Source organism: Vibrio sp. TBV020 (genome assembly GCF_046056895.1).
Lineage (GTDB): Bacteria > Pseudomonadota > Gammaproteobacteria > Enterobacterales > Vibrionaceae > Vibrio.
The window spans coordinates 577,728-600,307 of the sequence record NZ_JBEEAQ010000003.1; the positions used below are offsets into that span (position 1 = coordinate 577,728).

The window sequence follows — 22,580 nt, forward strand, 5'->3', positions numbered from 1 at the left end:
ACTTCTGCGCTCCATTAAGGTGTAGCAATGCTAGCTAATGACATATAGCAGCTTTATCAATACGCTTAGGCTTTTATTCACTTAATTTCTGATCTAGATTTATTGTTTCTCGGCTACGAGGAATGACATCCTATTTGCGTATGGTACATTTCTCACCCGTAAGCTAACGAATTCGTCTATGAGGTCTCCATGCTATCCCCACAATCAAAAGTAAAAGTCCAAGGCGCGGGACGATTCCTATCCAATATGGTCATGCCAAATATCGGTGCTTTTATTGCTTGGGGGTTAATCTCCGCACTATTTATTCCTACGGGGTGGATGCCTAATGAGCAGCTAGCGTCGTTAAGCGCGCCGATGATCACCTATTTGATTCCAATCCTAATCGGTTTCAGTGGTGGGCGTTTAGTCGCAGGAGAGCGTGGAGCTGTTGTAGGTGCAGTGACCACAATGGGCTTGATTGCAGGCTCTGAAATTCCAATGCTAATGGGGGCGATGATTGCAGGGCCATTAAGCGGTTTTGTCATTAAAAAGTTCGATGCTCTCATTGCAGGACATGTAAAAAGTGGCTTTGAGATGCTGGTGAACAATTTCTCCGCCGGTATTATCGGCATGCTGGGGGCCATCCTCTCTTTATATTTTGTTGGGCCTGCGGTTTCAGTTGTATCAGCGGCGATTGCTAGCGGTATTGAAACCTTGATTGAGTCAGATACTCTGATCTTGGTTTCAATTCTCGTTGAACCAGCCAAAATCTTATTTTTGAACAATGCGATTAATCACGGCATCTTCTCTCCTTTGGGCATTCAGCAGGTTCAAGAAGTTGGTCAATCCGTTTTCTTCTTGATTGAATCTAACCCAGGACCAGGTTTAGGGATTTTACTTGCGTATATCGTGACGAGCCGAGGTCGAGTACAACAGACTGCAGCTGGAGCGACAGTTATCCATCTCTTTGGTGGCATTCAAGAAGTTTACTTTCCTTATGTATTGATGAATCCGCGTTTAATTATTGCACTCATCGCTGGGGGAATGTCTGGGATCTACGTACTCGGATTATTTGAAGCTGGGCTATTTTCGCCGGCTTCACCTGGTTCGATCATTGCTATTTTATTGATGACGCCGAAAAGCTCGCTAATTGGTGTGGTTGCATCTGTCCTAGTTTCTACCGTTGTCTCTTTTTCAATTGCGACTTTGTTACTAAGAAACAAACAAAACAATCAGCAGCCTGAGGACTCAACAGAGAACGCGGCTTCTGAAGCTTCAGTTCCCACGCAAGTGACTCCGTTAGAACAGATGCAAATTACCCCGCAACATGTTTGTCTCGATATATCAGCTTTGAGCAGTAAAGAGGTCATTACTCAGCTCGGCAACAAGTTGGTTGAACTAGGACATGTTGAGCCTGAATACATCGAAGAGATGCATAAACGTGAAACCTTATTGTCGACCTATTTAGGAAACTCGATTGCACTGCCCCATGGCATGATTGGTGGCAAACAGTATGTTAAGAAGGATGGCGTCGTTTTTGGTCAGATCCCTGCCGGTATTAAGTGGGGAAGCGAACCTGATGATGTCGCTAAGATTGTCGTTGCGATTGCGGCGAAAGGAGAGCGCCATATTCAGATCTTATCCTCAATTAGCTCGACTTTAGATAATAAAGACACCCTTGAACGTTTAAGTGTGACTACGAATGTTGAAGAAGTTGTGATGCTACTTAATGGTAAGGCGAGCTAATGTCTTCCACGTTAATGAAAGAAGCCATTTATATACCCAATGAGTCAGATTTACTAGAGGTAATTTCACAAGCTGATACGCCTAGTGCTGTGATCAGTGCTGCGTATCATGCGCTAGATGACGCTATTGGCTCGGTAATGCAAACCTTGCTCTCACAAAATGAACAAGGGGTGAATTACATCGTGGCACCACTTATGACTAATAAAGGACCGTTGGGTGACATCAAGGTGCGAGCCGGTTTGTTGCTTGGACTAGGGGTCATCCATCGAGATGTATATGCTGATCTTGAAGCGTTCTTACGTTTAAAAGAGTATTTTGAGGATGCAAGCAAACCGGTATCTTTCACGGACCTTTACGTTTTGACTGAACTGCGCAGTGTTGAACTGATCAAGCGAACAATGCCGATAGAATACGATCCGAGTATGATTTCAGGCCTTTCTGATACCATGATGAGAATGTTTGTCACACGACATAATCAGAAAGTGACCTCTACGATAGTACTCGCGATAACCGAATTAGTAGCGGCGCTTCGTCGTGGTATTTAACTAGTGATCTCGCTGCTTCAATATTAAATAGAGAGCCACCGAGTGCTCTCTTCTTCTTGGCCACCTATTTCTACTATTCACCTATTCTAATCGAGTAAAAATTCCATACGTTTGAACGGTATGATTACTTACATGTGATGTTTATCTGACATCTTCAGTGCCTCTCTACTTATTGCAAACCATTCTTCTCTTTTTATTTAGCTATTTTTCTTTTTTCAGAGCATCTGACGTCATATCTTGATTTTGTAATTTTATTACATTTGTTGTTTTTTGGATGATATGCAACCTGTTCTAGGTGGTTTTTGGGTGATATTTGAGCTGTTTTTTGTCATTAAAATTTGCAACTTTTATTAAATGTGATTTTGATCACTAACTATTTGAGGTATTCGTTGGTGTTAGGTGTGATCTTTATCACTCTGAAATGATACTTATTATCTTTTATTGGCCTGTGTAATTTTAGGACTATGTAAAAATGTGATTGTAATCACCCTGCTGTTGCTGCTTGTTTTTTGTTGGTGTGATTTGTATCACTAAATTCACCTGTGTGATGAGATTTTAGATTCTTGTGTTAAGTTTCTCTCAACTTTTACGGACACATTTTCGACCATTTGGTCATCCAATAAATTACTGAGGTCACCCTTATGTTATCTCCAGAAGCAAAGATTAAGGTTCAAAACTTTGGTCGTTTCTTATCCAATATGGTAATGCCAAACATCGGCGCATTCATTGCGTGGGGTTTCATTACAGCACTATTCATCCCAACTGGTTGGTTACCTAACGAAACGCTAGCGTCCATGGTTGGACCTATGATTACTTACTTGCTACCGCTACTTATCGGTTATACCGGTGGTAAAATGGTGGGCGGTGACCGCGGTGCGGTAGTAGGTGCTATTACCACTATGGGCGTTATCGTTGGTACTGATATCCCAATGTTTATGGGTGCGATGATTGTTGGTCCTTTAGGTGGTATCGCAATCAAGAAATTTGATGAAGCAATTCACGGTAAAGTGAAGAGCGGCTTTGAGATGCTGGTTAACAACTTCTCTGCCGGCATCATCGGTATGATCTGTGCGATTATCGCGTTCCTAGCAATCGGCCCGGCAGTAAAAGTACTTTCTAGCGGTTTAGCGGCTGGTGTGAACACTATGGTTGAAGCAGGTCTTCTTCCGTTAGCGTCAATTTTCGTAGAACCTGCGAAAATCCTGTTCCTAAACAACGCTATCAACCACGGTATCTTCTCACCTCTTGGTATTCAGCAGTCAGAAGAGATCGGTCGTTCAATCTTCTTCCTAATCGAAGCGAACCCAGGTCCTGGTCTAGGTCTACTACTTGCTTACATGGTGTTTGGTAAAGGTAGTGCGAAGCAGTCTGCGGCTGGTGCTTCTATCATCCACTTCCTAGGTGGTATCCACGAAATTTACTTCCCTTACGTATTGATGAACCCACGTCTAATCCTAGCGGTAATCGCAGGTGGTATGGCTGGCGTATTCACTAACGTAATGTTCAGCTCTGGTCTAATTTCTCCAGCTTCTCCTGGTTCTATCTTTGCGATTTTACTGATGACGCCAAAAGGTGCTTACGTTGGTGTTGTGCTTTCAGTACTTGCGGCAACAGCAGTATCGTTCGTAGTAGCGTCAATCCTACTTAAAACGACAGCTCAAGATGACGAAGAAGACTCGCTAGAAAAAGCTTCTGCACAAATGAAAGGCATGAAAGCGTCTTCTAAAGGTGCAACAACAGGTGCAGACATCAACCTAGCAGACGTGAAAGCAGTATACGTAGCATGTGATGCAGGTATGGGTTCAAGCGCGATGGGTGCTGGCCTACTACGTAAGAAAGTCGACGCCGCTGGCCTAGACATTACGGTAACGAACTATGCAATCAACAACCTTCCAGCAGACTCGAAAATTGTTATTACGCATAAAGACTTAACAGACCGTGCACGTAAAACGATCCCTAGTGCAATGCATATGTCTCTAAGTAACTTCTTAGATGGTGCGGTGTACGACAAGCTTGTCGCTGAGCTAGTTGAGGCACAGAAAGGTGATGTAAAAAAGTCTGAAGCGCCAGTAGCTGTTGTAGAGGAAGAGAAAGAAGAAGGTCTCACTCTAACTGCTGACGCTGTATTCCTAGGTCTAAAAGCGGACAACAAGAAAGAAGCGATTAAGTTTGCGGGTGAGCAACTGGTTAAGCTTGGCAACGTAGCGCCTGAATATGTTGAAGGTATGTTTGCTCGTGAAGAACTAGTGTCTACCTACTTAGGTGAATCAATCGCAGTACCACACGGCACGATTGAAGCTAAACAACACGTACAGAAAACCGGCATTGTGTTCTGTCAGTACCCAGAAGGTATCCAATGGGGTGAAGACGAAGATGATATCGCCAAAATGGTAATTGGTATTGCCGCTCAAGGTGATGAGCACAACATGGTACTGATGGCTATTACTAATTCACTTGATGACGAAGAAGCAGTGGAACGCTTACAGAGCACAACTAATCCAGTAGATGTTCTGAAGATTCTAAACGGGTAACAAGAAGCTCTAGTCAAGCTCCTGAGTGAACGAGGCCAGTCCCCCTCTGGCCTCTTTTTTCAGTCTAGATAGCTTACGGTTTAGAAGGCAGTTGTTAAATCGTTACCTATATAGATTACATAGTTAAAAGGTCTACAAATTATGAAAGCGTTACATTTTGGTGCAGGTAATATCGGTCGTGGTTTCATTGGTAAACTACTAGCAGATGCAGGTCTTGAAGTGACTTTTGCGGATGTAAACGAGACGGTTGTCAACGCCCTAATTGAGCGTAAAGAATACCCAGTTAAAATTGTTGGTGAAGAATGCGTAGTTGAAATCGTCAAAAACGTAACAGCTGTAAATTCAGCAACAGACGCGGTTATCGATAGTATTGCTGAAGCTGATTTAATTACCACAGCAGTTGGCCCAACGGTTTTAAGAATCATTTCTAAGTCTATTGCCCAAGGTATTGAGAAGCGTGCAGAAACAGGCAACACAACACCAATGAACATCATCGCGGCTGAGAACATGGTTCGTGGTACAAGCCAGCTTAAAGTTGCGGTACTTGAGCACCTTTCTGATGAGATGAAGGTATTTGCAGAAGAGAATGTAGGTTTTGTTGATTCAGCGGTTGATCGTATCGTACCACCGGCAGAAGCGGGCGAGACTGATCCTCTAGCGGTAACAGTGGAAACATTCAGCGAGTGGATTGTCGATCAAACCCAATTCAAAGGTGAGATTCCAAACATCCCAGGCATGGAATGCACCGACAACTTAATGGCATTCGTTGAGCGTAAGCTATTTACATTAAATACTGGCCACCTGGTAACGGCTTACTTCGGTGTGCTTGCTGGTCACGAAACGGTGAAAGACGCCATTGAAGATGAAAAGATTCACGCGCAAGTAAAAGCGACAATGGAAGAGAGTGGTGCGGTTCTTATCAAGCGTTACGGCTTTGACCCACAAGCTCACGCGGCATACATCCAGAAGATTCTAGATCGTTTTGCCAACCCATACTTACGTGACGAAGTGGATCGCGTGGGCCGTCAGCCAATTCGTAAGCTGAGCCCGCAAGATCGTCTGGTTAAACCATTAAATGGGACTCTTGAATACGATCTGCCTAACAAGCACTTAGTAGAAGGTATTGCTGCTGCATTCCATTACAAAAATGAAGATGACCCGCAAGCGGTTGAACTTCAAGCGATGTTCGAAGAAAAAGGGTTTGCTGAGACATTGGCGCACTATTCGGAGCTGAACAAAAACTCAGAAGTTGTTAAACTAGCAGAAGAAGCTTATAAAGCATTGAAATGATAAACCATCAAAGTGCCGCTCTAGCGGCACTTTCTCCTTTTGTTAGAGCCATGCCAATACACTCAAACCAAGAATCGGAATTATTAGAAGAACTTGCGGAATCCGCCAATGCCGCGGAATGCTTGCTGTGTGCTTTTGATGTGTTGGAAGATATGCTGGATGCATTGCTAAAGAACATCTTTCATAAAGACGATTACGCGGTGAAATTTGTTGTCGATCCATTACTGACCAATGATGGCCCTCTGGGAGAAATTCTAGTCCGTACTAAGTTGTTACTCGGCCTAGGGGTGATCAGTAAAGAGGTCTACGACGATATCGAAATCTTTGTAACCTTAAAAGAGTGGGTGAAAGTCCAAGAGGGGCAGATCGACTTTTGGGATAAAGATATTGTCTTTGAGTTGAATAAAGTGAATGCGATACAAAAGAATATGCCTGTCGATTACTCGCCTGAGTTAATTGAAGGGATGTCTGAAGATATGCAAAAGATGTTTTTGGAACGCCACTTTCAAAAGGTGCGCTCCACTATCGTGCTGGCTGTTAATGATATCCATCAGCAGTTGTCGCGAGACAATGCATTGACATCATAACGATTGTTTTCTTTTTTAGCCTAGTTTTGCTTCGATCTTCACTTGCCATGCTTCACATTCAGTAAGCAAGTTGCGTAAAAAATCCTCCGGATTAGCTATTTTCTCGCTTCCTTTAATATCTGCTTCTGTTACTTGCCAAAACTGATGAGTGATCAGGTTTCTTTTGTAAATAAAATCCGACAGTTCGCTCGCCGTCAAAGGCATTTGTTCTGAGCATGTTTCTTCAAGGGTTGAAAGTACAGGTTTAAGCTCTTTCATTGTGCCTTGTAGAAACTGATCGCTAGTCTTGTTTGCCAACGGTTTTACTTCACTAGACAGGTGCGTTTTGCAAATCGGTTGGATAACTCGATAAAGTAAGAAGTCGACTTTCTGCGTCGCGATTAATGCAGCACCCAGTAAAGAAAATCGCTCATTGCTGTGAGTGTCGGTCAATAGTTTCATGTGTTGAACCTCATGGTTTATCGATTAGATGAAGTAGGGGTTATTACGCAAACTTAGTCAGCACATCTTCGGTGGTGATTCTTGATGTATCAAAAATAATGTAATCACCTTTCACCGCTTTCAAGCATTGGAGATTGCCTTTAAAACCAATTCTTGCCAATTTCTCCAGCAATAGCTTATCCGCCTGTTCATAAACCACATTTAGAAATGGTAGCTGACTTGAATGAACTAAGCCTTCAGCGTTAAAGGTCTCCATCGCGTCGGATAGATGGTCAGTATCAGTAAATTCAATGATTTCCGCGATTTCGTTCAACAACATATTATTTCCGTACTCGTTGTATGGTGAGGGCCAAATCTTACTACTTTTTGCCTAAGTGGATCGAGGTTGCGTGACTAAAATCGTGTCGTGGCAGAGATGTTTAAGCAAAAATAAACGGCGTATAAAAAAACCACTCCTTTAAAGAAGTGGTTTTCATCAATCGTGAATATTCAAAGATTATAGGTCTTGAATGTTTTCCGCTTCTAGCTCTTGGAAGTAACGAAGTGTTTTCACTTTTAGCTCTTGCTGTGCTGGCTCGTCAGCAACAATGATTGCTTTCGGGTGCATTTGCAGCGCAGTTACTGTCCACATGTGGTTGATGCTACCTTCGATAGCCACTTGTAGTGCTTGAGCTTTGTTATGACCTGTAGTCAGGATCATTACTTCTTCTGCGTCTAGTAGAGTTGCAACACCGATAGTTAGTGCGTATTTAGGCACTTGGTTGATGTCGTTGTCGAAGAAGCGAGAGTTAGCGATACGAGTCTCTTCAGTTAGAGTCTTGATACGAGTACGAGATGCTAGCGAAGAACCTGGTTCGTTGAATGCGATGTGACCGTCGATGCCGATACCGCCCATGAATAGGTTGATCTTACCGAAAGAGCGGATTTTTTCTTCGTATGCTGCACAGTGAGCATCGATGTCGTCTGCTAGACCGTCAAGGAGGTTAACGTTCTCATCTTGGATATCAACGTGGTTGAAGAAGTTGTTGTACATGAAAGAACGGTATGACTCTGGGTGATTCGGGTCGATACCAACGTACTCATCCATGTTGAATGTTACTACGTGTTTAAAGCTAACTTCACCTGCTTTGTATAGCTCGATAAGTGCTTTGTAAGTTGTTAGAGGTGTACCACCAGTTGGTAGACCAAGAACAAATGGACGATCTGCCGTTGGGTTGAACGCGTTGATCTTGTTTGCAATGTGACGAGCTGCCCATTTACCAACTTGCGCAGCGTTATTTAGAGGAATCAGTCTCATTTGTCTTTCCTATAGAAAATTGTCAGATGTAATGCTTAATTTGCATTGTAAAATAAGAGTGGGTTTTAAGCTAGTATTTTTGCGAGAGAGGTGAGCTTTTTCTCTTATTTTAGATCAAATAATGTGCATTTATTTGGCAGAGAATAAATAAATGGTGGCTTTTTTTCTTTTATGAGAAAAGCGCACGCAGAGTTTCATCTGCGTGCTTAAGGGGTTACTTGTTGGTGTCTAAGTAAGCTTTTGAGGAAATGTCGGTCCAAGCGCGAACTTTAGCTAAGTACTGCTTTTGCGATTCGATGATTTCTTTCGCTAGCGCGTCTTTTGTGGCTTGTTCGGCCAATAGCTCATTCGTCGCAGTCTGCATTGCTTCAAGTACAGCTGGTGGGAAATCACGAACCTTGATGTCTGGGTATTCAGCACTCATGGTCGCCCAACTGTTAGCGTTAGCGTCGACAGCTTGAGTGTACATATCAAAGGCTGAGACGCGGAAAGCTGTTTCTAAAATGGTTTGTAGATCTTTAGGTAGCTTATCCCAAGTCTTCTTATTTACTAGGAACTGTGTCTCTGAACCTGGTTCGTGCCATGCCGTGTAGTAATAAGGTGCGATTTTTTGAAAGCCCATACGTAGGTCAAAAGCCGGTCCTACCCATTCTAGTGCGTCAATTGTGCCACGCTCTAGAGAGGTGTAGAGCTCTCCTGGTGCAATGTTGGTTGGCTTTGCGCCAACTCTTGCCATTACTTCCCCTGCAAATCCAGGAATACGAATTTTAAGACCTTGTAAGTCATCGATTGAGTTGATCTCTTTCTTAAACCAACCGCCCATCTGAATATCGGAATTACCACCAGGGAAAGAAAGGAGGTTATGTGGCGCATACACTTTTTCCATTAACTCCATGCCACCACCACGGTAGAACCATGCGTACTGCTCCGTTGAGATCATACCAAATGGCATAGAAGAGAAATAAAGTGTGTTTGGCACTTTACCTTTCCAGTAGTAAGAACTTGAGTGGCCAAGATCGTATTGGCCTGACTTCACCATATCGAAAATACCAAGAGGTGCTTTGTGTTTATTAGCAGAGTCGATACGAATCTTGAGCCTGCCGTTAGACATCTCTTCGGCTAGTTGAGCCATGTTTTTGGTTGCATCACCAAGAATGGGTGTATTTGGTCCCCATGTCTCTGCTAGCTTGAGACGATAAACTTTATCAGCAGCTAAGGTATGGAAAGAAGTGAGAGCAAGAGAGAGGGTAAGTCCTCCAACAAAAAGAGTACGCAATGGCGATTTGATTGACAGCATGACTAAATGACTTCCTTTTCTTTATGGTCGTTATGTCTGCCTAGCTTTTATCCAGTTCAACTTCTGGTCAATATGATTTTATGTTCGTTATAGATTTGTGAGTGAACATAAATTCTAACTCATTCTTTTCTATTAGGAGATAACACTGCTCTTTCAGTAATAGTAAACCTATCTACAAGATGGGCTGAAAAGCAACAGAAGAATATCTTGATAAGAAAAGTGCTGCATAGCTCACGTAGAGTGGTGCATGTCCGTCGCTAGAATTGTTTGAGTCGTGTAATGGTTATGTCGGTAGCAAAGATAGGTATAGGTCAGAATGAAGATCAATAATGATCAATAGATTTGGCGATGCGAGTAAGATACGTGAAAGCTAATAGCGATGTAATAATGATTATTTGATTAATCTAAAAAATATATCACTCACAAAATATACTAATTTCATATCTAAACTAAAGTTTCATTGCTAGCTTTAATAGTGCGGGTAAGGCAATTGAACCTAGATGGGCGTCAGACTCACAGGAAATAGCCAGCCAACTTACCTTCGTACTTGCTGATCTGGAATGCCTCGCCTTAAGAGGCAAAACGGGAACCTGAGGTTCCCGTTGTTGTATGCATTATATAAGTGGACGTAAAGGCCAAAAGCATTACTCAGGCGGAGTGCGTACTCTTAGAATCAACTAGTGCGGTGTACTGACATATGTGCAAGCGTCACCAGAGCTTGTTTATATTCAGACTCTTCCAATACACTTAGCTCTGCAATGGCTTTATCCGCTTCTTGGTAAGCTTTTTGGCGGGTATATTCTAAAGAGCCGGTCTGTTCCATTGCTTCAAGGATATCGTTTAAGCGCTCCATTCCGTTGGCTTTCTCTATCGCTTCACGAATCATTGCAGTTTGTTCGGGTGTACCATTTCTCATTGCATAAAGAAGAGGGAGGGTTGGTTTTCCTTCCGCTAAGTCATCACCGACGTTTTTACCCATCTCGTCACCATCTGACGTGTAATCCATCACGTCATCAATAAGCTGGAATGCAGTACCTAGGTATTTGCCGTAGTTTTGCAGAGCCACTTCAACTTCTTCAGGCGCATCATTGAGAATCGCGCCGATTTGCGTTGCGGCTTCAAAAAGGCGGGCAGTCTTAGAGTAGATCACCTGCATGTAACTTTCTTCTGTGGTGTCAGGATCGTTACAGTTCATTAATTGTTGAACTTCGCCTTCTGCAATTACGTTTACGGCATCACTCATTAGCTTAAGGATCTTCAAAGATCCTAGCTCTGTCATCATTTGGAATGAACGAGTGTAAATGAAGTCACCGACAAGAACGCTTGCTGCATTACCAAACGCTGCATTTGCTGTTGCTTTGCCTCGACGCATATCAGATTCATCGACAACATCATCATGCAAAAGTGTTGCAGTATGGATGAATTCAATAAAGGCTGCAGAAGTGGTGTGTGCGTCGCCTTGATAACCTAACGCTCTTGCAGACAAAACGGCTAATAAAGGACGTATGCGTTTACCACCACCGCTTACGATGTAGAAACCCAGTTGATTGATTAAAGAGACATCAGAGTTGAGTTGTGCGTGAATTGTTTCATTCACTTTTGCCATGTCATCGGCGGTGAGTGCTTGGATAGCTTTAAAATCCATTGTAAATCCGGCTGAAGTTAGAACTTGTAAGGTATTCTTATCGAGTTTATTTGCTGAATAATACACTAAAAAACGTTGATTAATACATGCTTAACGGGCATGATCTCGGCACTTTTCATTGGCGATTAGCTTTTCGCCAATTTTTTCAAAATATGGCTTGTCATAGGTGCGACCTTTCTGTAGAATCTGCGCCCTATTGATGATTAGTTTAGCGCACACCCTTGATGCTCAAATAGCATACGGCTGTGCGGAAAAAGCGGAGTAAGATATGTACGCTGTTTTCCAATCTGGTGGTAAACAACACCGTGTAAGCGAAGGTCAAACTCTTCGTTTAGAGAAATTAGACGTTGAAACTGGTGCAACTGTTGAATTTGATAAAGTTCTTCTTGTTGCTAACGGTGAAGACATTAAAGTTGGTGCTCCTCTTGTAGAGGGCGGCAAAGTAGTTGCAGAAGTTGTACAACACGGTCGTGGCGATAAAGTTAAAATCGTTAAATTCCGTCGTCGTAAGCATTCTCGCAAACAAGCTGGTCACCGTCAGTGGTTCACGGAAGTGAAAATCACTGGTATCAACGCTTAATCGATTAGGAGAGTTTAACAATGGCACACAAAAAAGCTGGTGGTTCTACTCGTAACGGCCGCGATTCAGAAAGCAAACGTCTAGGTGTTAAGCGTTTCGGTGGTGAGTCTGTTCTTGCAGGTAACATCATTGTTCGTCAACGTGGTACTAAGTTCCACGCTGGTACTAACGTTGGTATCGGTAAAGACCACACTCTTTTCGCTCTTACTGAAGGTAAAGTGAAATTCGAAGTGAAAGGTCCTAAAAACCGTAAATTCGTTAGCATCGAAGCTGAGTAATTAAACCTAGTTTAATTATTTATTAGCTTTCAAGCTGAATTCAAAAGCCCTGCCGATTCGGCGGGGTTTTTTATTTATGGTAACTTTGAGTTTACCAATACGGTGGAACCAATACTAAGGCACTCTGTAAAGAGTCCCTTCATATTTGTTCCAGTAGCAGAGCAGTGAAGATCTCGGGTGATCAGTCTGAAACTGGAATCTGCTAGAATTTATATCATTCACTTTCCCTAATTAGATAGGGCTAGCTGAGATGATATTTGCAACGCAGCTATGTATATAGCACAAGGGCGGAGTAAGAGATGAAATTCGTTGATGAAGCGGTAGTAAAAGTTCAAGCCGGTGATGGCGGTAACGGTGTAGTGAGTTTCTGGCGTGAGAAATTCGTTGCTAAAGGTGGCCCGGATGGTGGCGACGGCGGTGATGGCGGTGATGTTTACATCCAAGCTGACGAAAACCTTAACACGCTAATTGATTACCGCTTCCAGCGCTTCTATGAAGCGGAACGTGGTGAAAATGGTCGTGGTGGTAACTGTACCGGTAAGCGTGGTAAAGACAAAGTTCTTCGCGTACCAGTAGGTACTCGCGCTGTTGATATCCATACTAATGAGATCGTTGCTGAAGTTGCAGAGCATGGCAAAAAAGTCATGGTAGCAAAAGGTGGCTGGCATGGTCTGGGTAACACTCGTTTTAAATCTTCAGTTAACCGTGCACCGCGTCAAAAGACACTAGGTACGAAAGGTGAAATCCGTGAAGTTCGTTTAGAGCTACTACTACTTGCTGATGTAGGTATGCTTGGTCTACCAAATGCGGGTAAATCAACCTTTATTCGTGCGGTATCGGCAGCGAAGCCAAAAGTGGCAGATTATCCGTTTACTACATTGATCCCAAGCTTGGGTGTAGTGAGTGTCGTTCCTGAGAAGAGCTTCGTTGTTGCGGATATTCCTGGTCTGATTGAAGGCGCAGCAGATGGCGCAGGTCTTGGTATTCGTTTCTTGAAACACCTTGAGCGTTGTCGAGTTCTACTGCATATGATCGATATCATGCCAATTGATCAAACAGATCCAGTTGAAAATGCACTAACGATCATTGATGAGCTTGAGCAATACAGCGAGAAACTGGCGGGCAAACCTCGTTGGTTAATTTTCAACAAAGTTGATCTAATGCCTGAGGAAGAAGCGGATGAAGTGATCCAAAACATTCTAGACGCTCTAGGTTGGGAAGAGGATTACTACAAGATTTCTGCTGTAAACCGCGATGGCACTAAAGAGCTTTGTTACAAACTGGCTGACTTTATGGAAAACCTACCACGCGAAGAAGAGGAGATCTCTGAAGAAGAGAAAGTCGACTTCATGTGGGATGACTACCACAAAGATGCTATCGCAGGTAAAGATGTTATCACTGAAGATGATGACGACTGGGATGATTGGGACGATGAAGAAGATGACGGTCACGTTGTTTATGTCCGTGAATAACAGCTAAGAAAAGTTTAAGCCGCAATGTTTATTGCGGCTTTTTTGTGTCTATATCAAATCATGCCTGAGCATTTCTCTGCAAAATAGGTGCATTCTAAAGGAGTAGGATAGAATCATGGCATCCAAGCAACGAGCTGTGTCTCGTTTAATCGCCCAAGCAGGGCAAATGCTTTTGGCTCATGGAGCTGAAAGTACTCTCGTTGGTGACCTTATGCGTCGCTTTGGTTTAGCGGCCGGTATGGATGAAGTCGAAGTATCGTTATCTGCTAGTTCTTTAGTCGTTACGACTGTTTACCAAGAACATTGCATCACCACTGCCCGTCGATGTCCCGACCGCGGCATTAATATGTGGGCTATTACCCAAGTTCAACGCATCTGTATCATGCTCGAACGCGGGATTATTGATTATTCTCTAGCCCAACATAAACTCGATGATATCAGCCCTGAACGTTATAATCGTTGGCTAGTCGTCTTTATGATTGGCCTTTCTTGCGCAGCCTTTAGTCATTTAGCAGGTGGTGATTGGGTGGTCTTTGCGATGACTTTTATGGCCTCTGCTACTGGTATGGTGGTGAGACAAGAAATCGGTCATCGTCACTTTAATCCACTTATGAATTTTGCTGCGACCGCTTTTGTTACGACGGTCGTATCAGCTCAAGCCGTTATCTATGAGCTTGGTAACTCTCCTTCACTGGTTATGGCTTCTTCAGTGTTAATGCTTGTGCCAGGGTTTCCGTTAATTAACTCCGTAGCAGATATGCTAAAAGGCTATATCAACATGGGCATTGCCCGCTTTGTTATGGCGAGTCTACTGACATTGGCCACTAGCCTTGGCATTGTCGCAGCGATGAGCTTAGTTGGTGTATGGGGGTGGGTAGTATGATCAACCTAGACCTATTATTTGGTCTGATAAATGACATGTTTTTTGCTGCGATCCCAGCGGTTGGGTTTGCGTTGGTATTTAATGTGCCGCAAAAGGCGTTAATTTATTGTGCCCTGGGTGGCGCTATCGGTCATGGTTCGCGCTACTTAATGATGCACTTTGGTATTCCCATTGAATGGGCTACCTTCTTCGCCGCCATCATTGTCAGTATGGTTGGCATTCATTGGTCGGCACGCTTTTTAGCTCACCCTAAAGTATTTACCGTTGCAGCATTGATTCCGATGGTCCCGGGAGTGTTTGCTTTTAAAGCTATGATTGCTCTGGTTGAGCTGAACCATCGTGGTTATTCACCGGAGTTGGTTGCGATGCTAATGGAGAACTTCCTTAAAGCTATGTTTATTATTGCTGGCTTAGCAGTTGGCTTAGCGATGCCAGGCTTGCTATTCTATCGCCGCAAACCAATTGTTTAGGCTAAATTAGGAGTACTGGAATGATCATTAGTATGATCGCCGCAATGGCAAAAGATCGAGTTATTGGAATAGACAATCAGATGCCGTGGCACCTTCCTGCTGATTTTGCTTGGTTCAAACGCTGCACGATGGGAAAGCCAGTCGTAATGGGGCGTAAAACTTATGACTCAATTGGTCGCCCACTGCCAGGCCGCGAGAATATAGTGATCAGTCGCGATGCTTCACTGGTGATTGAAGGGGTAACGACGGTCACTTCAATTGAAGAGGCGCTAACCGCTGTTGGTTCTGTCGATGAGGTGATGATCATTGGCGGCGGTACTATATATGAGGCTTGCCTACCAAAAGCCAGTAAACTGTATGTCACTCATATTGAAGCAGAGATTCAAGGCGATACTCAGTTCCCAGCTTGGGGTGATGAATTTAAAGAAACGTACTCTGAAGCTTATTCTGCGGATGAAAAGAACGCTTATGATATGCGTTTTGTTGTACTGGAAAGATAACACTGTCATTCCAATTTGTCGTCATTCCAGAGAGCGACGAAGGAGAGAGTAGGGGTCTTTACTGACTTAGAGATTCCCTACTTTGTCATCCCTTCCGCTAGGGAATGACCGCTATGAGTTATGATAGTGCTGCTTGGGTAAAAAACTGCTTATCTTCCCATCTCAGCATAGTTAAATGTCCACCCCAAACGCAGCCTGTATCCAAGCCAATCACTTCTTCACCTTCATAACCTTCTAATGCTGCCCAGTGACCAAATAGAACGGGTTTTTCTAACTTAATACGGCTTTCGAGTTGGAACCAAGGAACAAGTGAGCCGTCATTGACTTCTTTGGGTGGCAATTTGCACGCCATATCGAGTCGCCCGTCTGGAAAACAAAAACGCATTCGAGTGAAAGCATTGATGATATAGCGATAACGTTCGATACCATCCAAGTCCTCACTCCATAAGTCAGGTTGATTGGCATACATATTTTCAATTAGCCAAGGCCATTGTTCGCTTTGCAATATTTCTTCTATTTCGTGCGAGGACTTTCGAGCTTGAGCAAGTGTCCATTGTGGTGAAATTCCGGCATGACACATGACAAACTCGTCATGTTCCGCCATCAAAGGTTGCTGACGAAGCCACTCTAACAGCTCGTCTTTATCTTCAGCATTAAAAATTGGAGCGGTTTGATCTTTCTCTTTGACCTTAAATAAGCCTAACGATACTGCTAGCAGGTGCAGGTCATGATTACCCAAAATTACTTTCGCACTACTGCCTAGCGAACGAATAAAGCGTAATACTTCGAGTGACTTTGGTCCGCGGGCAACTAAATCTCCAGCAACCCACAAGGTATCTTCACTCGCATCAAAATCAGCTTGCTGAAGTAAAAGAAGCAGTTCGTCAAAGCAACCTTGTAAGTCACCAACAATGTAATTAGCCAATGAGTTGTCCTAGTTAAGTATATTGGGAATCGCGAGTCTGAAAGGATCGACTTCAGCGACGAACTCTTTGCCGCCTTCATCATGCATGATGTATTGACCTTGCATCACTCCGACAGGCGTTTCAATCACAGTACCACTGTTATAGGTATATTCGTCATTCGGAGAAATAAAAGGTTGCTGACCGACGACACCTTCGCCTTCGACTGTCATTTGTCGACCATTGGAATCGGTAATTAACCAACGGCGACTCATCAGTTGGACGTTCTGCTGACTTAAGTTCTTAATGGTAATTATGTAGGCAAATACATAGCGTTTAGCATCAGGTTGAGACTGATCTGGAATGTATTTCGTGTGAACTTGGACTTTGATACAAGGGGTAGCTTCCATATAAACTCCTTTATAAAGTCAAAAAAGGTGATAAACCAATGGTCTATCACCTTCTTATTTTAGCTGAAACTATTTGTTGTTGGCAGCTAACCAGTTCGCCATATCGACGAATTGAACCAAGGTTAGGTTCTCTGGTCGCATACTTGGGTTGATGCCTAGCTCTTCCAGTACCTCAGCACTTAGTAAGCCTTTATAGCAATTTCTTACTGTTTTACGGCGCTGGTTGAAGCCTTCACGACATACTCGATCTAGGTATTTAAGATCGCTTACTGGGTGAGGGATCTCTTCGTAAGGCACTAGGCGAACGACTGCTGAATCCACTTTTGGTGGCGGAACAAATGCAGTTGGTGGCACTTCAAGAACAGGAACGACTTTACAGAAGTATTGAGCCATTACCGTTAGGCGACCGTAAGCTTTTGTACCAGGGCCCGCTGCTAGGCGATTAACCACTTCTTTTTGTAGCATAAAGTGCATGTCTTGAATGTCTTTATGAAACTCAAAAAGGTGGAACATCAATGGTGTTGAGATGTTGTATGGTAGGTTACCAAAAATACGTAGCTTATTGTTTGGCTTTACAAGCTGAGTAAAGTCAAAACGCATCGCATCACCTTCGTGAATCGTCAGCTTGTCACCTAAATCAGGGTGATTCCGCAGACGTTCAGCAAGGTCACGGTCAAGCTCGATAACAGTAAACTTGTCGACTTCTTTACCTACAGGTTCTGTAATCGCGCCAAGACCTGGGCCAATTTCAACAAGGTTTTGACCTGGTTTAGGGTTGATCGAAGAGACAATTCCATCAATGATGTATGGATCGTTAAGGAAGTTTTGACCAAAGCGTTTTCTTGCTTTGTGCCCTAAGTGGACATCGTTTCTCATAGTATTCTCAAATTAATTTGATTTCTTATCGACTAGCTCAATCGCATGAGCTAATGCCGTTCGGAAGCTTCCTGTATCTGCCTTACCTGTCCCTGCTAGGTCAAGCGCAGTGCCGTGATCAACGGAGGTCCTAATAAATGGTAGGCCTAAAGTAATATTTACTGAGCGCCCAAAACCTTTGTATTTTAGTACAGGAAGTACTTGATCGTGATACATCCCGAGTACTGCATCTGCATCTTCAAGATATTTCTCATTGAAGATGGTATCGGCAGGTAATGGACCAATGAGGTTGATTCCATCACGTTGACGCAGTTTTTCTAGTGTTGGAGTAATGGTGTCTATTTCTTCCATGCCAAGAACGCCATCTTCTCCTGCATGTGGATTTAATCCACATACGTAGATTTTTGGTGAAGATATAGCAAACTTCTCAACGAGATCTTTTTGCAAAATCGCAATGATCTTTTCAAGTCTCTCTTCTGTTACCGCCTGAGACACGTAAGCCAGTGGAATATGCGTCGTTACCAGTGCGACACGTAGACCTTCGGTGGCTAACATCATAACCACAAGTGGGGTGTTTGACTTTTCAGCGAAAAACTCAGTATGGCCACTAAACGCCACACCCGCGCGGTTAATAACCCCTTTGTGTACAGGGCCGGTGACAATAGCATCAAATTCACCATTCATACAGCCTAAAGCCGCTCTTTCTAGTGTATTTAATACGTAGTGACCATTGGCCTCATCCAATTGACCTGCTACCGCGTTGTTAGCTAATGGAATGTGGTCAACGACCAAGGTACCTGATTTTTGCGCTTCAATAGGGCTATCCGGTTGGTAGTCAATAAGTTCAACTTCAATACCCAGTTGCTCGGCACGCTGAGCTAGCATTGACTTATCTGCACAGACAACAATCTGGTGGCTCCAGCTTTCTTTAGATTGCGCTAGAACTAAGTCTGGTCCAATGCCTGCTGGTTCGCCAGCAGTAACAATAATACGTTTACAGTTCATCTTGCTCGCTGTCCTCAACGATCTCTACGTATGCACTTGCACGAATTTCTTGCAGCCATGCACTCGCTTCTTCATTGAATTTACGGTTGAACAGGATGCGATAAGCCTTGTTCTTTAAAGCAGAGTCTGTTCGGTCAACTTCGCGACGATCGAGAATTTCAACGATATGCCAGCCGTGAACTGTTTTGAACGGTTCGCTGATTTGGCCAATAGGTAGTGTATCTACTTGGTGCTTAAATTCTGGCACGTAAAGATCTGAAGTTTGATAACCGAGTTCGCCATCTTGAGCGGCTGAACCTGGATCTTGGCTGTATTGTTGAGCCAGTTCACCAAATGTAGCTTCACCTGCTTGGATTTGGCGGATGATGTTATTTAAGGTGCTCTGAACACCTTCGTCACTCAGAATCACTGTTGGCTTGATAAGGATATGGCGAGCATTAACCTCGGTAACCGCGACAGTTTCTAGACCTTTAACATCTTCGATTTTTAGAATATGGAAGCCAACGCCGCTGCGGAATGGACCGATGATACTACCTTTGTTTTGCAGTTTGATTTGATCAGCGAAGATGGTCGGCATTTCTTCTTTTCTCATCCACCCCCAGTCGCCACCTTGTAGCGCTTTGGGACCTTTAGAGTAGGTGTACGCCATAGTACTGAAGTCCGCACCATCATTAAGCTCGTTCACTAACTCTTTTGCCTGTGCTTCGACTTCTGCTTTATCGTCACCATCGTTCACTCGTAATTGGATATGGCCAATCTTGTATTGAACGGTTGCGTTAGTTTCTTGAGCGAGTAGTTCGCTTAGATTGTCCACTTCAGCAGGGAGGATGTTGATGCGCTGACGTACCAGTGCGTTGCGAGCTTCACTGGCAGCAATTTCTTTACGAATCTGCTCACGAAACTCAGCGTAGCTTAAACCTTCACTGGTGATAGAGGCGCGAAGTTGTTCAACCGTTTGTTGGTTGTTTTTAGCTATTTCAGCAATTGCTTCATTGAGGCGATTGTCGTCAATACGAACACCGATACGTTCTGCTTCTTGCTGCTGAATCGTATCGACAATGAGCTTTTCAGTCACTTGCTCAGTTAGGATCTCTTCTGACGGCAGCGATTGGCCTTTTTTCTTTGCGTTCGCTTTAAGTGTTTTGATGGATGAGTCGATATCACTTTGAAGTACAACACCCGTGTTTACAATGACTGCGACTTTATCTAGCTCAACTGGCTCTGCATGAACCAAGCTCATTGGGCTAGCAAAGAGCAGCGCCACTAATGTTTGTTTCCAAAACTTCATTGAAAGTCCTATAAATTTAAATAGCCTGATATCTTGGACATCAGGCTGACTAATTAGTTGTTTAAGAAGAATGGGCGACCGTAGCCAAGTGAGTTCCCTGCACTATCTACGCCTGCAAGCCCAGAACCTGCACCGATCTTAGTACCAAAGCCGATAATGCCGAAGTTAAGACTGAAGTTATTCTCATATTTCGGGTTTGCATCTGGGTAGCTAGAGAAGCTAGGGTCCCAGTTTTGAAGTTGTTTGGTGTACGTAAATCCAACATACCAGCAATCAGAGGTGTAGTTCAGGCGTGCGAGCCATTCTAGTGCTTCATCGGTGGTTAAATCATAGAAGTATTGAGCACTGGTATTCCAATTACGGTTGATGGTATAGCCTGCCAATAGACCTGCTTGAGAAATACCGTCTACGGTAATGTCACTTACATTGACATTACCATTCCCCTCAGAAGCACATTGACCTACAGTACAATCTAAGTATTCTTTTGAAACATAACGGTAGTTACCTTGGATGTAGCCACCGCTGAAGCGATATTCTAGAGTACTATTTGCAAGTTGCATGGCACTGGTGTCAATATCGTATTGTACGCCGCCATGGTAAAATAGGTAGTCATCGTAGTTGAAGTCCATCTCAACAGCCCACGCCGAGTAGTTAGACTTATTTGCTTCTTCAGATATAGACGAGCTCTTCGTGTCTTTGTCTATATAGAATATTTGACCGAATGATATATTGAGCCTTTCTTTATAGTCACTATCGAAGAATCGAGAGGATGCCCCATAGCTAAATTGATTGGCTTCGGCGATTTTATCTACACCACTATATTTTCGACTTCGGAATAGACCATAGTAGTCGGTTTGTAACAGTGTGGTGTCATAGTTACCGATATTACTTTGATCTTCTTCAGGTACATATACGTACTGCACCTGTGGTTCAAGAGTCTGAGTATAGTTTTGGAATATGGTTGTATCTCGTTCAAGTACTACACCAGCATGCGTTCTAAACTCAGGAATAACCCGAGACACATTTTCTTCTAAGCCAAAGTTCGGGTTATCAACTAACTCCCCACTATCATTATAGACTTTCTGATCCGTTGTGTTTACACCCGTTAGGTCTTGCTGGTAATAGGTTCCTAGTAAGCGAGCTTCCGTTGTCCAACTTCCCCAGGTTGAGCCAATTGGAATGGTGAAACCCGGTTCAATATGGATTCGTGTCGCAGAAGGCGCCTCACTATCATCAGTATCAAAGCGGGATACATGGCTTTTCACGTCAAAATCGAGGTAACGCATCAACTCTGGAGCGTAGTAATTGAATTCCAACTGAGGCAATAGTCGGTATGGAGTGTTATTTGGAGTAAGCACTTGGAAATCACGTGCAAGTAGTGAAGCGTCCCAAGAGTCTGAACGATACGTTGCTTTGCCTTCTTGAATTAACTGACCGTCTTCTTTATTACCAATGTTAGAGTCTAAATCGTTAAAATAACGAATATCACTGACTTTTGAGTAGTCGACTTCAAATTGCCAGTTTTGTTGGTAAATACCATTATGCTCCCATTGAAAACCCCAACGGTCGCCGTACTCAGGATACTTCTTATCATCTGCTAGATATTCAGATTTTAAGTTAGTGTTGCCGAAGTCAGATAGGTGTCGGAAAGTACTATTTAGCTGAGTGCCGCGCTCTTGCATATACTTGAAGGTTGTTTCTAAGTCGTAGTTTGGCGCTAAGTTCCAGTAGATAGGAACTTCCATCTCAAAGCCGTCGCTGGAGCCATATGAGACTGTTGGGTACAAGAAGCCTGTTTTACGAGTATCACCAATAGGCACGGTCAGGTAAGGAAGGTAGAAAACTGGAACGCTGACAATTTCAAAGCGAGGGTTATAGAAAGTCGCTTCTTCTTCATTTTGATCGATATCGATGCTTGATGCGACCATGCGCCAAGAATTATCACCTTCAGGACAGGAGGTAATTGTGCCATCTTCAATTTCGTAGACTGCTTTCCCCGTCTTTGCTACGTATACAGCTTCACCACGCCCTGGTTCACACAGGAATTGGTAATTGGTATTCTCTAAAGTAACAAAGTCAGTGTTGAGGTTGTTGGTTGCTTTGTCTGAAATCGCTTTGACTTCACCATCACTGAAGGTGACGTTACCTTCTGCGACAACCACATTATCTTGCTGGTGCAGTGTGACGTTGTCTGCAACCATGCGTTTTTTGCCTTGGACAACAACAACATTGCCGCGATAGGTTGCTTTGTCACCATTTATGGCTTCTAAGCTATCGGCTTCGACGTTTACAGGTAGTTGATTTGGGTTTTCAGACTCAGGTTCGTTGATCAAACATTGATCTATAGCGGGCAGTTCCTGCACACTATCGTCTGACATAGTTTCTGCTTGAGTCTGAGGCACTACAAAAGCAGCACTGATTGAAGCGGCTAACAAGGTGCGTGGAAAACGTAACATCGAGTTTTACTATCCTGTTGAACTTGATATATCCGGTGAATAGATGACCGAATGTAAAATAAAACGGTCCTTATAATAAAGTAATTTGAAGCTTACGGCACT

22 protein-coding genes are annotated in these 22,580 nt (G+C 43.4%); 11 read left to right on the forward strand and 11 right to left on the reverse strand.

Features of this window, described 5'->3' with window-relative positions:
• Positions 1–189: 189 nt before the first annotated feature.
• From mtlA to AAFX28_RS10740, 5 genes are all read left to right on the forward strand, one after another.
• On the forward strand, positions 190–1,725 hold the full coding sequence (gene mtlA, locus AAFX28_RS10720) for a mannitol-specific PTS transporter subunit IIC (RefSeq protein ID WP_408687563.1): 1,536 nt from the start codon (positions 190–192) through the stop codon (positions 1,723–1,725).
• A complete protein-coding gene (locus AAFX28_RS10725; RefSeq protein ID WP_408687564.1) occupies positions 1,725–2,270 on the forward strand; it encodes an MltR family transcriptional regulator in 546 nt (181 codons plus the stop codon). The genes mtlA and AAFX28_RS10725 overlap by 1 nt, the downstream gene beginning before the upstream one ends.
• A gap of 641 nt (positions 2,271–2,911) precedes the next feature.
• On the forward strand, positions 2,912–4,801 hold the full coding sequence (locus AAFX28_RS10730; RefSeq protein ID WP_408687566.1) for a PTS mannitol transporter subunit IICBA: 1,890 nt from the start codon (positions 2,912–2,914) through the stop codon (positions 4,799–4,801).
• 141 nt (positions 4,802–4,942) lie between these two features.
• Complete coding sequence (locus AAFX28_RS10735) at positions 4,943–6,091, forward strand: mannitol-1-phosphate 5-dehydrogenase (protein WP_408687567.1); 1,149 nt, start codon at positions 4,943–4,945, stop codon at positions 6,089–6,091.
• Between the two features lie 50 nt (positions 6,092–6,141).
• Positions 6,142–6,678 carry an MltR family transcriptional regulator gene (locus AAFX28_RS10740; protein ID WP_408690857.1) on the forward strand — a complete coding sequence of 179 codons (537 nt, stop codon included), beginning with the start codon at positions 6,142–6,144 and terminating at the stop codon, positions 6,676–6,678.
• A 15-nt stretch (positions 6,679–6,693) separates the two neighbouring features.
• Here AAFX28_RS10740 and AAFX28_RS10745 read toward each other — a convergent pair whose 3' ends face one another.
• From AAFX28_RS10745 to ispB, 5 genes are all read right to left on the reverse strand, one after another.
• On the reverse strand, positions 6,694–7,119 hold the full coding sequence (locus tag AAFX28_RS10745; RefSeq protein WP_408687569.1) for a glucosamine-6-phosphate deaminase: 426 nt from the start codon (positions 7,117–7,119) through the stop codon (positions 6,694–6,696).
• Positions 7,120–7,162: 43 nt separating this feature from the next.
• Positions 7,163–7,438, reverse strand: coding sequence for a hypothetical protein (locus AAFX28_RS10750; protein ID WP_408687570.1), 276 nt, complete (start codon positions 7,436–7,438; stop codon positions 7,163–7,165).
• A 177-nt stretch (positions 7,439–7,615) separates the two neighbouring features.
• Entirely contained in the window at positions 7,616–8,416 is an 801-nt protein-coding gene (gene nagB, locus AAFX28_RS10755; RefSeq protein WP_126574914.1) for a glucosamine-6-phosphate deaminase, read from the reverse strand.
• A 214-nt stretch (positions 8,417–8,630) separates the two neighbouring features.
• A complete protein-coding gene (locus AAFX28_RS10760; protein WP_408687572.1) occupies positions 8,631–9,713 on the reverse strand; it encodes a TRAP transporter substrate-binding protein in 1,083 nt (360 codons plus the stop codon).
• A gap of 673 nt (positions 9,714–10,386) precedes the next feature.
• The gene (ispB, locus tag AAFX28_RS10765; protein WP_408687574.1) at positions 10,387–11,358 is read right to left on the reverse strand and encodes an octaprenyl diphosphate synthase; all 972 of its coding nucleotides are present in this window, start codon (positions 11,356–11,358) and stop codon (positions 10,387–10,389) included.
• Positions 11,359–11,626: 268 nt separating this feature from the next.
• Here ispB and rplU point away from each other — a divergent pair, with 268 nt between their 5' ends.
• The 6 genes from rplU (at position 11,627) to folA (ending at position 15,541) form a co-directional block, all read left to right on the forward strand.
• Positions 11,627–11,938 (forward strand): 50S ribosomal protein L21, encoded by a 312-nt coding sequence (gene rplU / locus AAFX28_RS10770; RefSeq protein ID WP_038207969.1) that lies wholly within the window; start codon positions 11,627–11,629, stop codon positions 11,936–11,938.
• Between the two features lie 20 nt (positions 11,939–11,958).
• Positions 11,959–12,216, forward strand: coding sequence for a 50S ribosomal protein L27 (gene rpmA / locus AAFX28_RS10775; RefSeq protein WP_004409945.1), 258 nt, complete (start codon positions 11,959–11,961; stop codon positions 12,214–12,216).
• Between the two features lie 299 nt (positions 12,217–12,515).
• Positions 12,516–13,688, forward strand: coding sequence for an Obg family GTPase CgtA (gene cgtA, locus AAFX28_RS10780; protein ID WP_408687577.1), 1,173 nt, complete (start codon positions 12,516–12,518; stop codon positions 13,686–13,688).
• Positions 13,689–13,803: 115 nt separating this feature from the next.
• Positions 13,804–14,571, forward strand: coding sequence for a threonine/serine exporter family protein (locus tag AAFX28_RS10785; protein WP_408687579.1), 768 nt, complete (start codon positions 13,804–13,806; stop codon positions 14,569–14,571).
• Positions 14,568–15,041, forward strand: a complete 474-nt coding sequence (locus AAFX28_RS10790; RefSeq protein WP_408687580.1) for a threonine/serine exporter family protein — start codon at positions 14,568–14,570, stop codon at positions 15,039–15,041. Before AAFX28_RS10785 ends, AAFX28_RS10790 begins: the two co-directional genes overlap by 4 nt.
• 20 nt (positions 15,042–15,061) lie before the next feature.
• Positions 15,062–15,541, forward strand: coding sequence for a type 3 dihydrofolate reductase (folA, locus tag AAFX28_RS10795; protein ID WP_408687582.1), 480 nt, complete (start codon positions 15,062–15,064; stop codon positions 15,539–15,541).
• A 118-nt stretch (positions 15,542–15,659) separates the two neighbouring features.
• Here the strand turns inward: folA and apaH are convergent, their stop codons facing one another.
• The 6 genes from apaH to lptD form a co-directional block, all read right to left on the reverse strand.
• The gene (gene apaH / locus AAFX28_RS10800) at positions 15,660–16,466 is read right to left on the reverse strand and encodes a bis(5'-nucleosyl)-tetraphosphatase (symmetrical) ApaH (protein WP_408687583.1); all 807 of its coding nucleotides are present in this window, start codon (positions 16,464–16,466) and stop codon (positions 15,660–15,662) included.
• 9 nt (positions 16,467–16,475) lie between these two features.
• On the reverse strand, positions 16,476–16,853 hold the full coding sequence (apaG, locus tag AAFX28_RS10805; protein WP_408687585.1) for a Co2+/Mg2+ efflux protein ApaG: 378 nt from the start codon (positions 16,851–16,853) through the stop codon (positions 16,476–16,478).
• 69 nt (positions 16,854–16,922) lie between these two features.
• Entirely contained in the window at positions 16,923–17,729 is an 807-nt protein-coding gene (gene rsmA / locus AAFX28_RS10810) for a 16S rRNA (adenine(1518)-N(6)/adenine(1519)-N(6))-dimethyltransferase RsmA (protein ID WP_408687587.1), read from the reverse strand.
• 12 nt (positions 17,730–17,741) lie between these two features.
• Positions 17,742–18,734 carry a 4-hydroxythreonine-4-phosphate dehydrogenase PdxA gene (gene pdxA, locus AAFX28_RS10815; RefSeq protein ID WP_408687589.1) on the reverse strand — a complete coding sequence of 331 codons (993 nt, stop codon included), beginning with the start codon at positions 18,732–18,734 and terminating at the stop codon, positions 17,742–17,744.
• Positions 18,724–20,022, reverse strand: a complete 1,299-nt coding sequence (gene surA / locus AAFX28_RS10820) for a peptidylprolyl isomerase SurA (RefSeq protein WP_408687590.1) — start codon at positions 20,020–20,022, stop codon at positions 18,724–18,726. Before surA ends, pdxA begins: the two co-directional genes overlap by 11 nt.
• 53 nt (positions 20,023–20,075) lie before the next feature.
• Entirely contained in the window at positions 20,076–22,478 is a 2,403-nt protein-coding gene (lptD, locus tag AAFX28_RS10825) for an LPS assembly protein LptD (protein WP_408687592.1), read from the reverse strand.
• Positions 22,479–22,580: the final 102 nt, after the last annotated feature.

What these genes read in the sequence shown, in the direction of transcription:
- mtlA (WP_408687563.1), top strand. Translation starts at nt 190, where the DNA reads ATGCTATCCCCACAATCAAAAGTAAAAGTCCAAGGCGCGGGACGATTC.
- AAFX28_RS10725 (WP_408687564.1), top strand. Translation starts at nt 1,725, where the DNA reads ATGTCTTCCACGTTAATGAAAGAAGCCATTTATATACCCAATGAGTCA.
- AAFX28_RS10730 (WP_408687566.1), top strand. Translation starts at nt 2,912, where the DNA reads ATGTTATCTCCAGAAGCAAAGATTAAGGTTCAAAACTTTGGTCGTTTC.
- AAFX28_RS10735 (WP_408687567.1), top strand. Translation starts at nt 4,943, where the DNA reads ATGAAAGCGTTACATTTTGGTGCAGGTAATATCGGTCGTGGTTTCATT.
- AAFX28_RS10740 (WP_408690857.1), top strand. Translation starts at nt 6,142, where the DNA reads ATGCCAATACACTCAAACCAAGAATCGGAATTATTAGAAGAACTTGCG.
- AAFX28_RS10745 (WP_408687569.1), bottom strand. Translation starts at nt 7,119, where the DNA reads ATGAAACTATTGACCGACACTCACAGCAATGAGCGATTTTCTTTACTG.
- AAFX28_RS10750 (WP_408687570.1), bottom strand. Translation starts at nt 7,438, where the DNA reads ATGTTGTTGAACGAAATCGCGGAAATCATTGAATTTACTGATACTGAC.
- nagB (WP_126574914.1), bottom strand. Translation starts at nt 8,416, where the DNA reads ATGAGACTGATTCCTCTAAATAACGCTGCGCAAGTTGGTAAATGGGCA.
- AAFX28_RS10760 (WP_408687572.1), bottom strand. Translation starts at nt 9,713, where the DNA reads ATGCTGTCAATCAAATCGCCATTGCGTACTCTTTTTGTTGGAGGACTT.
- ispB (WP_408687574.1), bottom strand. Translation starts at nt 11,358, where the DNA reads ATGGATTTTAAAGCTATCCAAGCACTCACCGCCGATGACATGGCAAAA.
- rplU (WP_038207969.1), top strand. Translation starts at nt 11,627, where the DNA reads ATGTACGCTGTTTTCCAATCTGGTGGTAAACAACACCGTGTAAGCGAA.
- rpmA (WP_004409945.1), top strand. Translation starts at nt 11,959, where the DNA reads ATGGCACACAAAAAAGCTGGTGGTTCTACTCGTAACGGCCGCGATTCA.
- cgtA (WP_408687577.1), top strand. Translation starts at nt 12,516, where the DNA reads ATGAAATTCGTTGATGAAGCGGTAGTAAAAGTTCAAGCCGGTGATGGC.
- AAFX28_RS10785 (WP_408687579.1), top strand. Translation starts at nt 13,804, where the DNA reads ATGGCATCCAAGCAACGAGCTGTGTCTCGTTTAATCGCCCAAGCAGGG.
- AAFX28_RS10790 (WP_408687580.1), top strand. Translation starts at nt 14,568, where the DNA reads ATGATCAACCTAGACCTATTATTTGGTCTGATAAATGACATGTTTTTT.
- folA (WP_408687582.1), top strand. Translation starts at nt 15,062, where the DNA reads ATGATCATTAGTATGATCGCCGCAATGGCAAAAGATCGAGTTATTGGA.
- apaG (WP_408687585.1), bottom strand. Translation starts at nt 16,853, where the DNA reads ATGGAAGCTACCCCTTGTATCAAAGTCCAAGTTCACACGAAATACATT.
- rsmA (WP_408687587.1), bottom strand. Translation starts at nt 17,729, where the DNA reads ATGAGAAACGATGTCCACTTAGGGCACAAAGCAAGAAAACGCTTTGGT.
- pdxA (WP_408687589.1), bottom strand. Translation starts at nt 18,734, where the DNA reads ATGAACTGTAAACGTATTATTGTTACTGCTGGCGAACCAGCAGGCATT.
- surA (WP_408687590.1), bottom strand. Translation starts at nt 20,022, where the DNA reads ATGAAGTTTTGGAAACAAACATTAGTGGCGCTGCTCTTTGCTAGCCCA.
- lptD (WP_408687592.1), bottom strand. Translation starts at nt 22,478, where the DNA reads ATGTTACGTTTTCCACGCACCTTGTTAGCCGCTTCAATCAGTGCTGCT.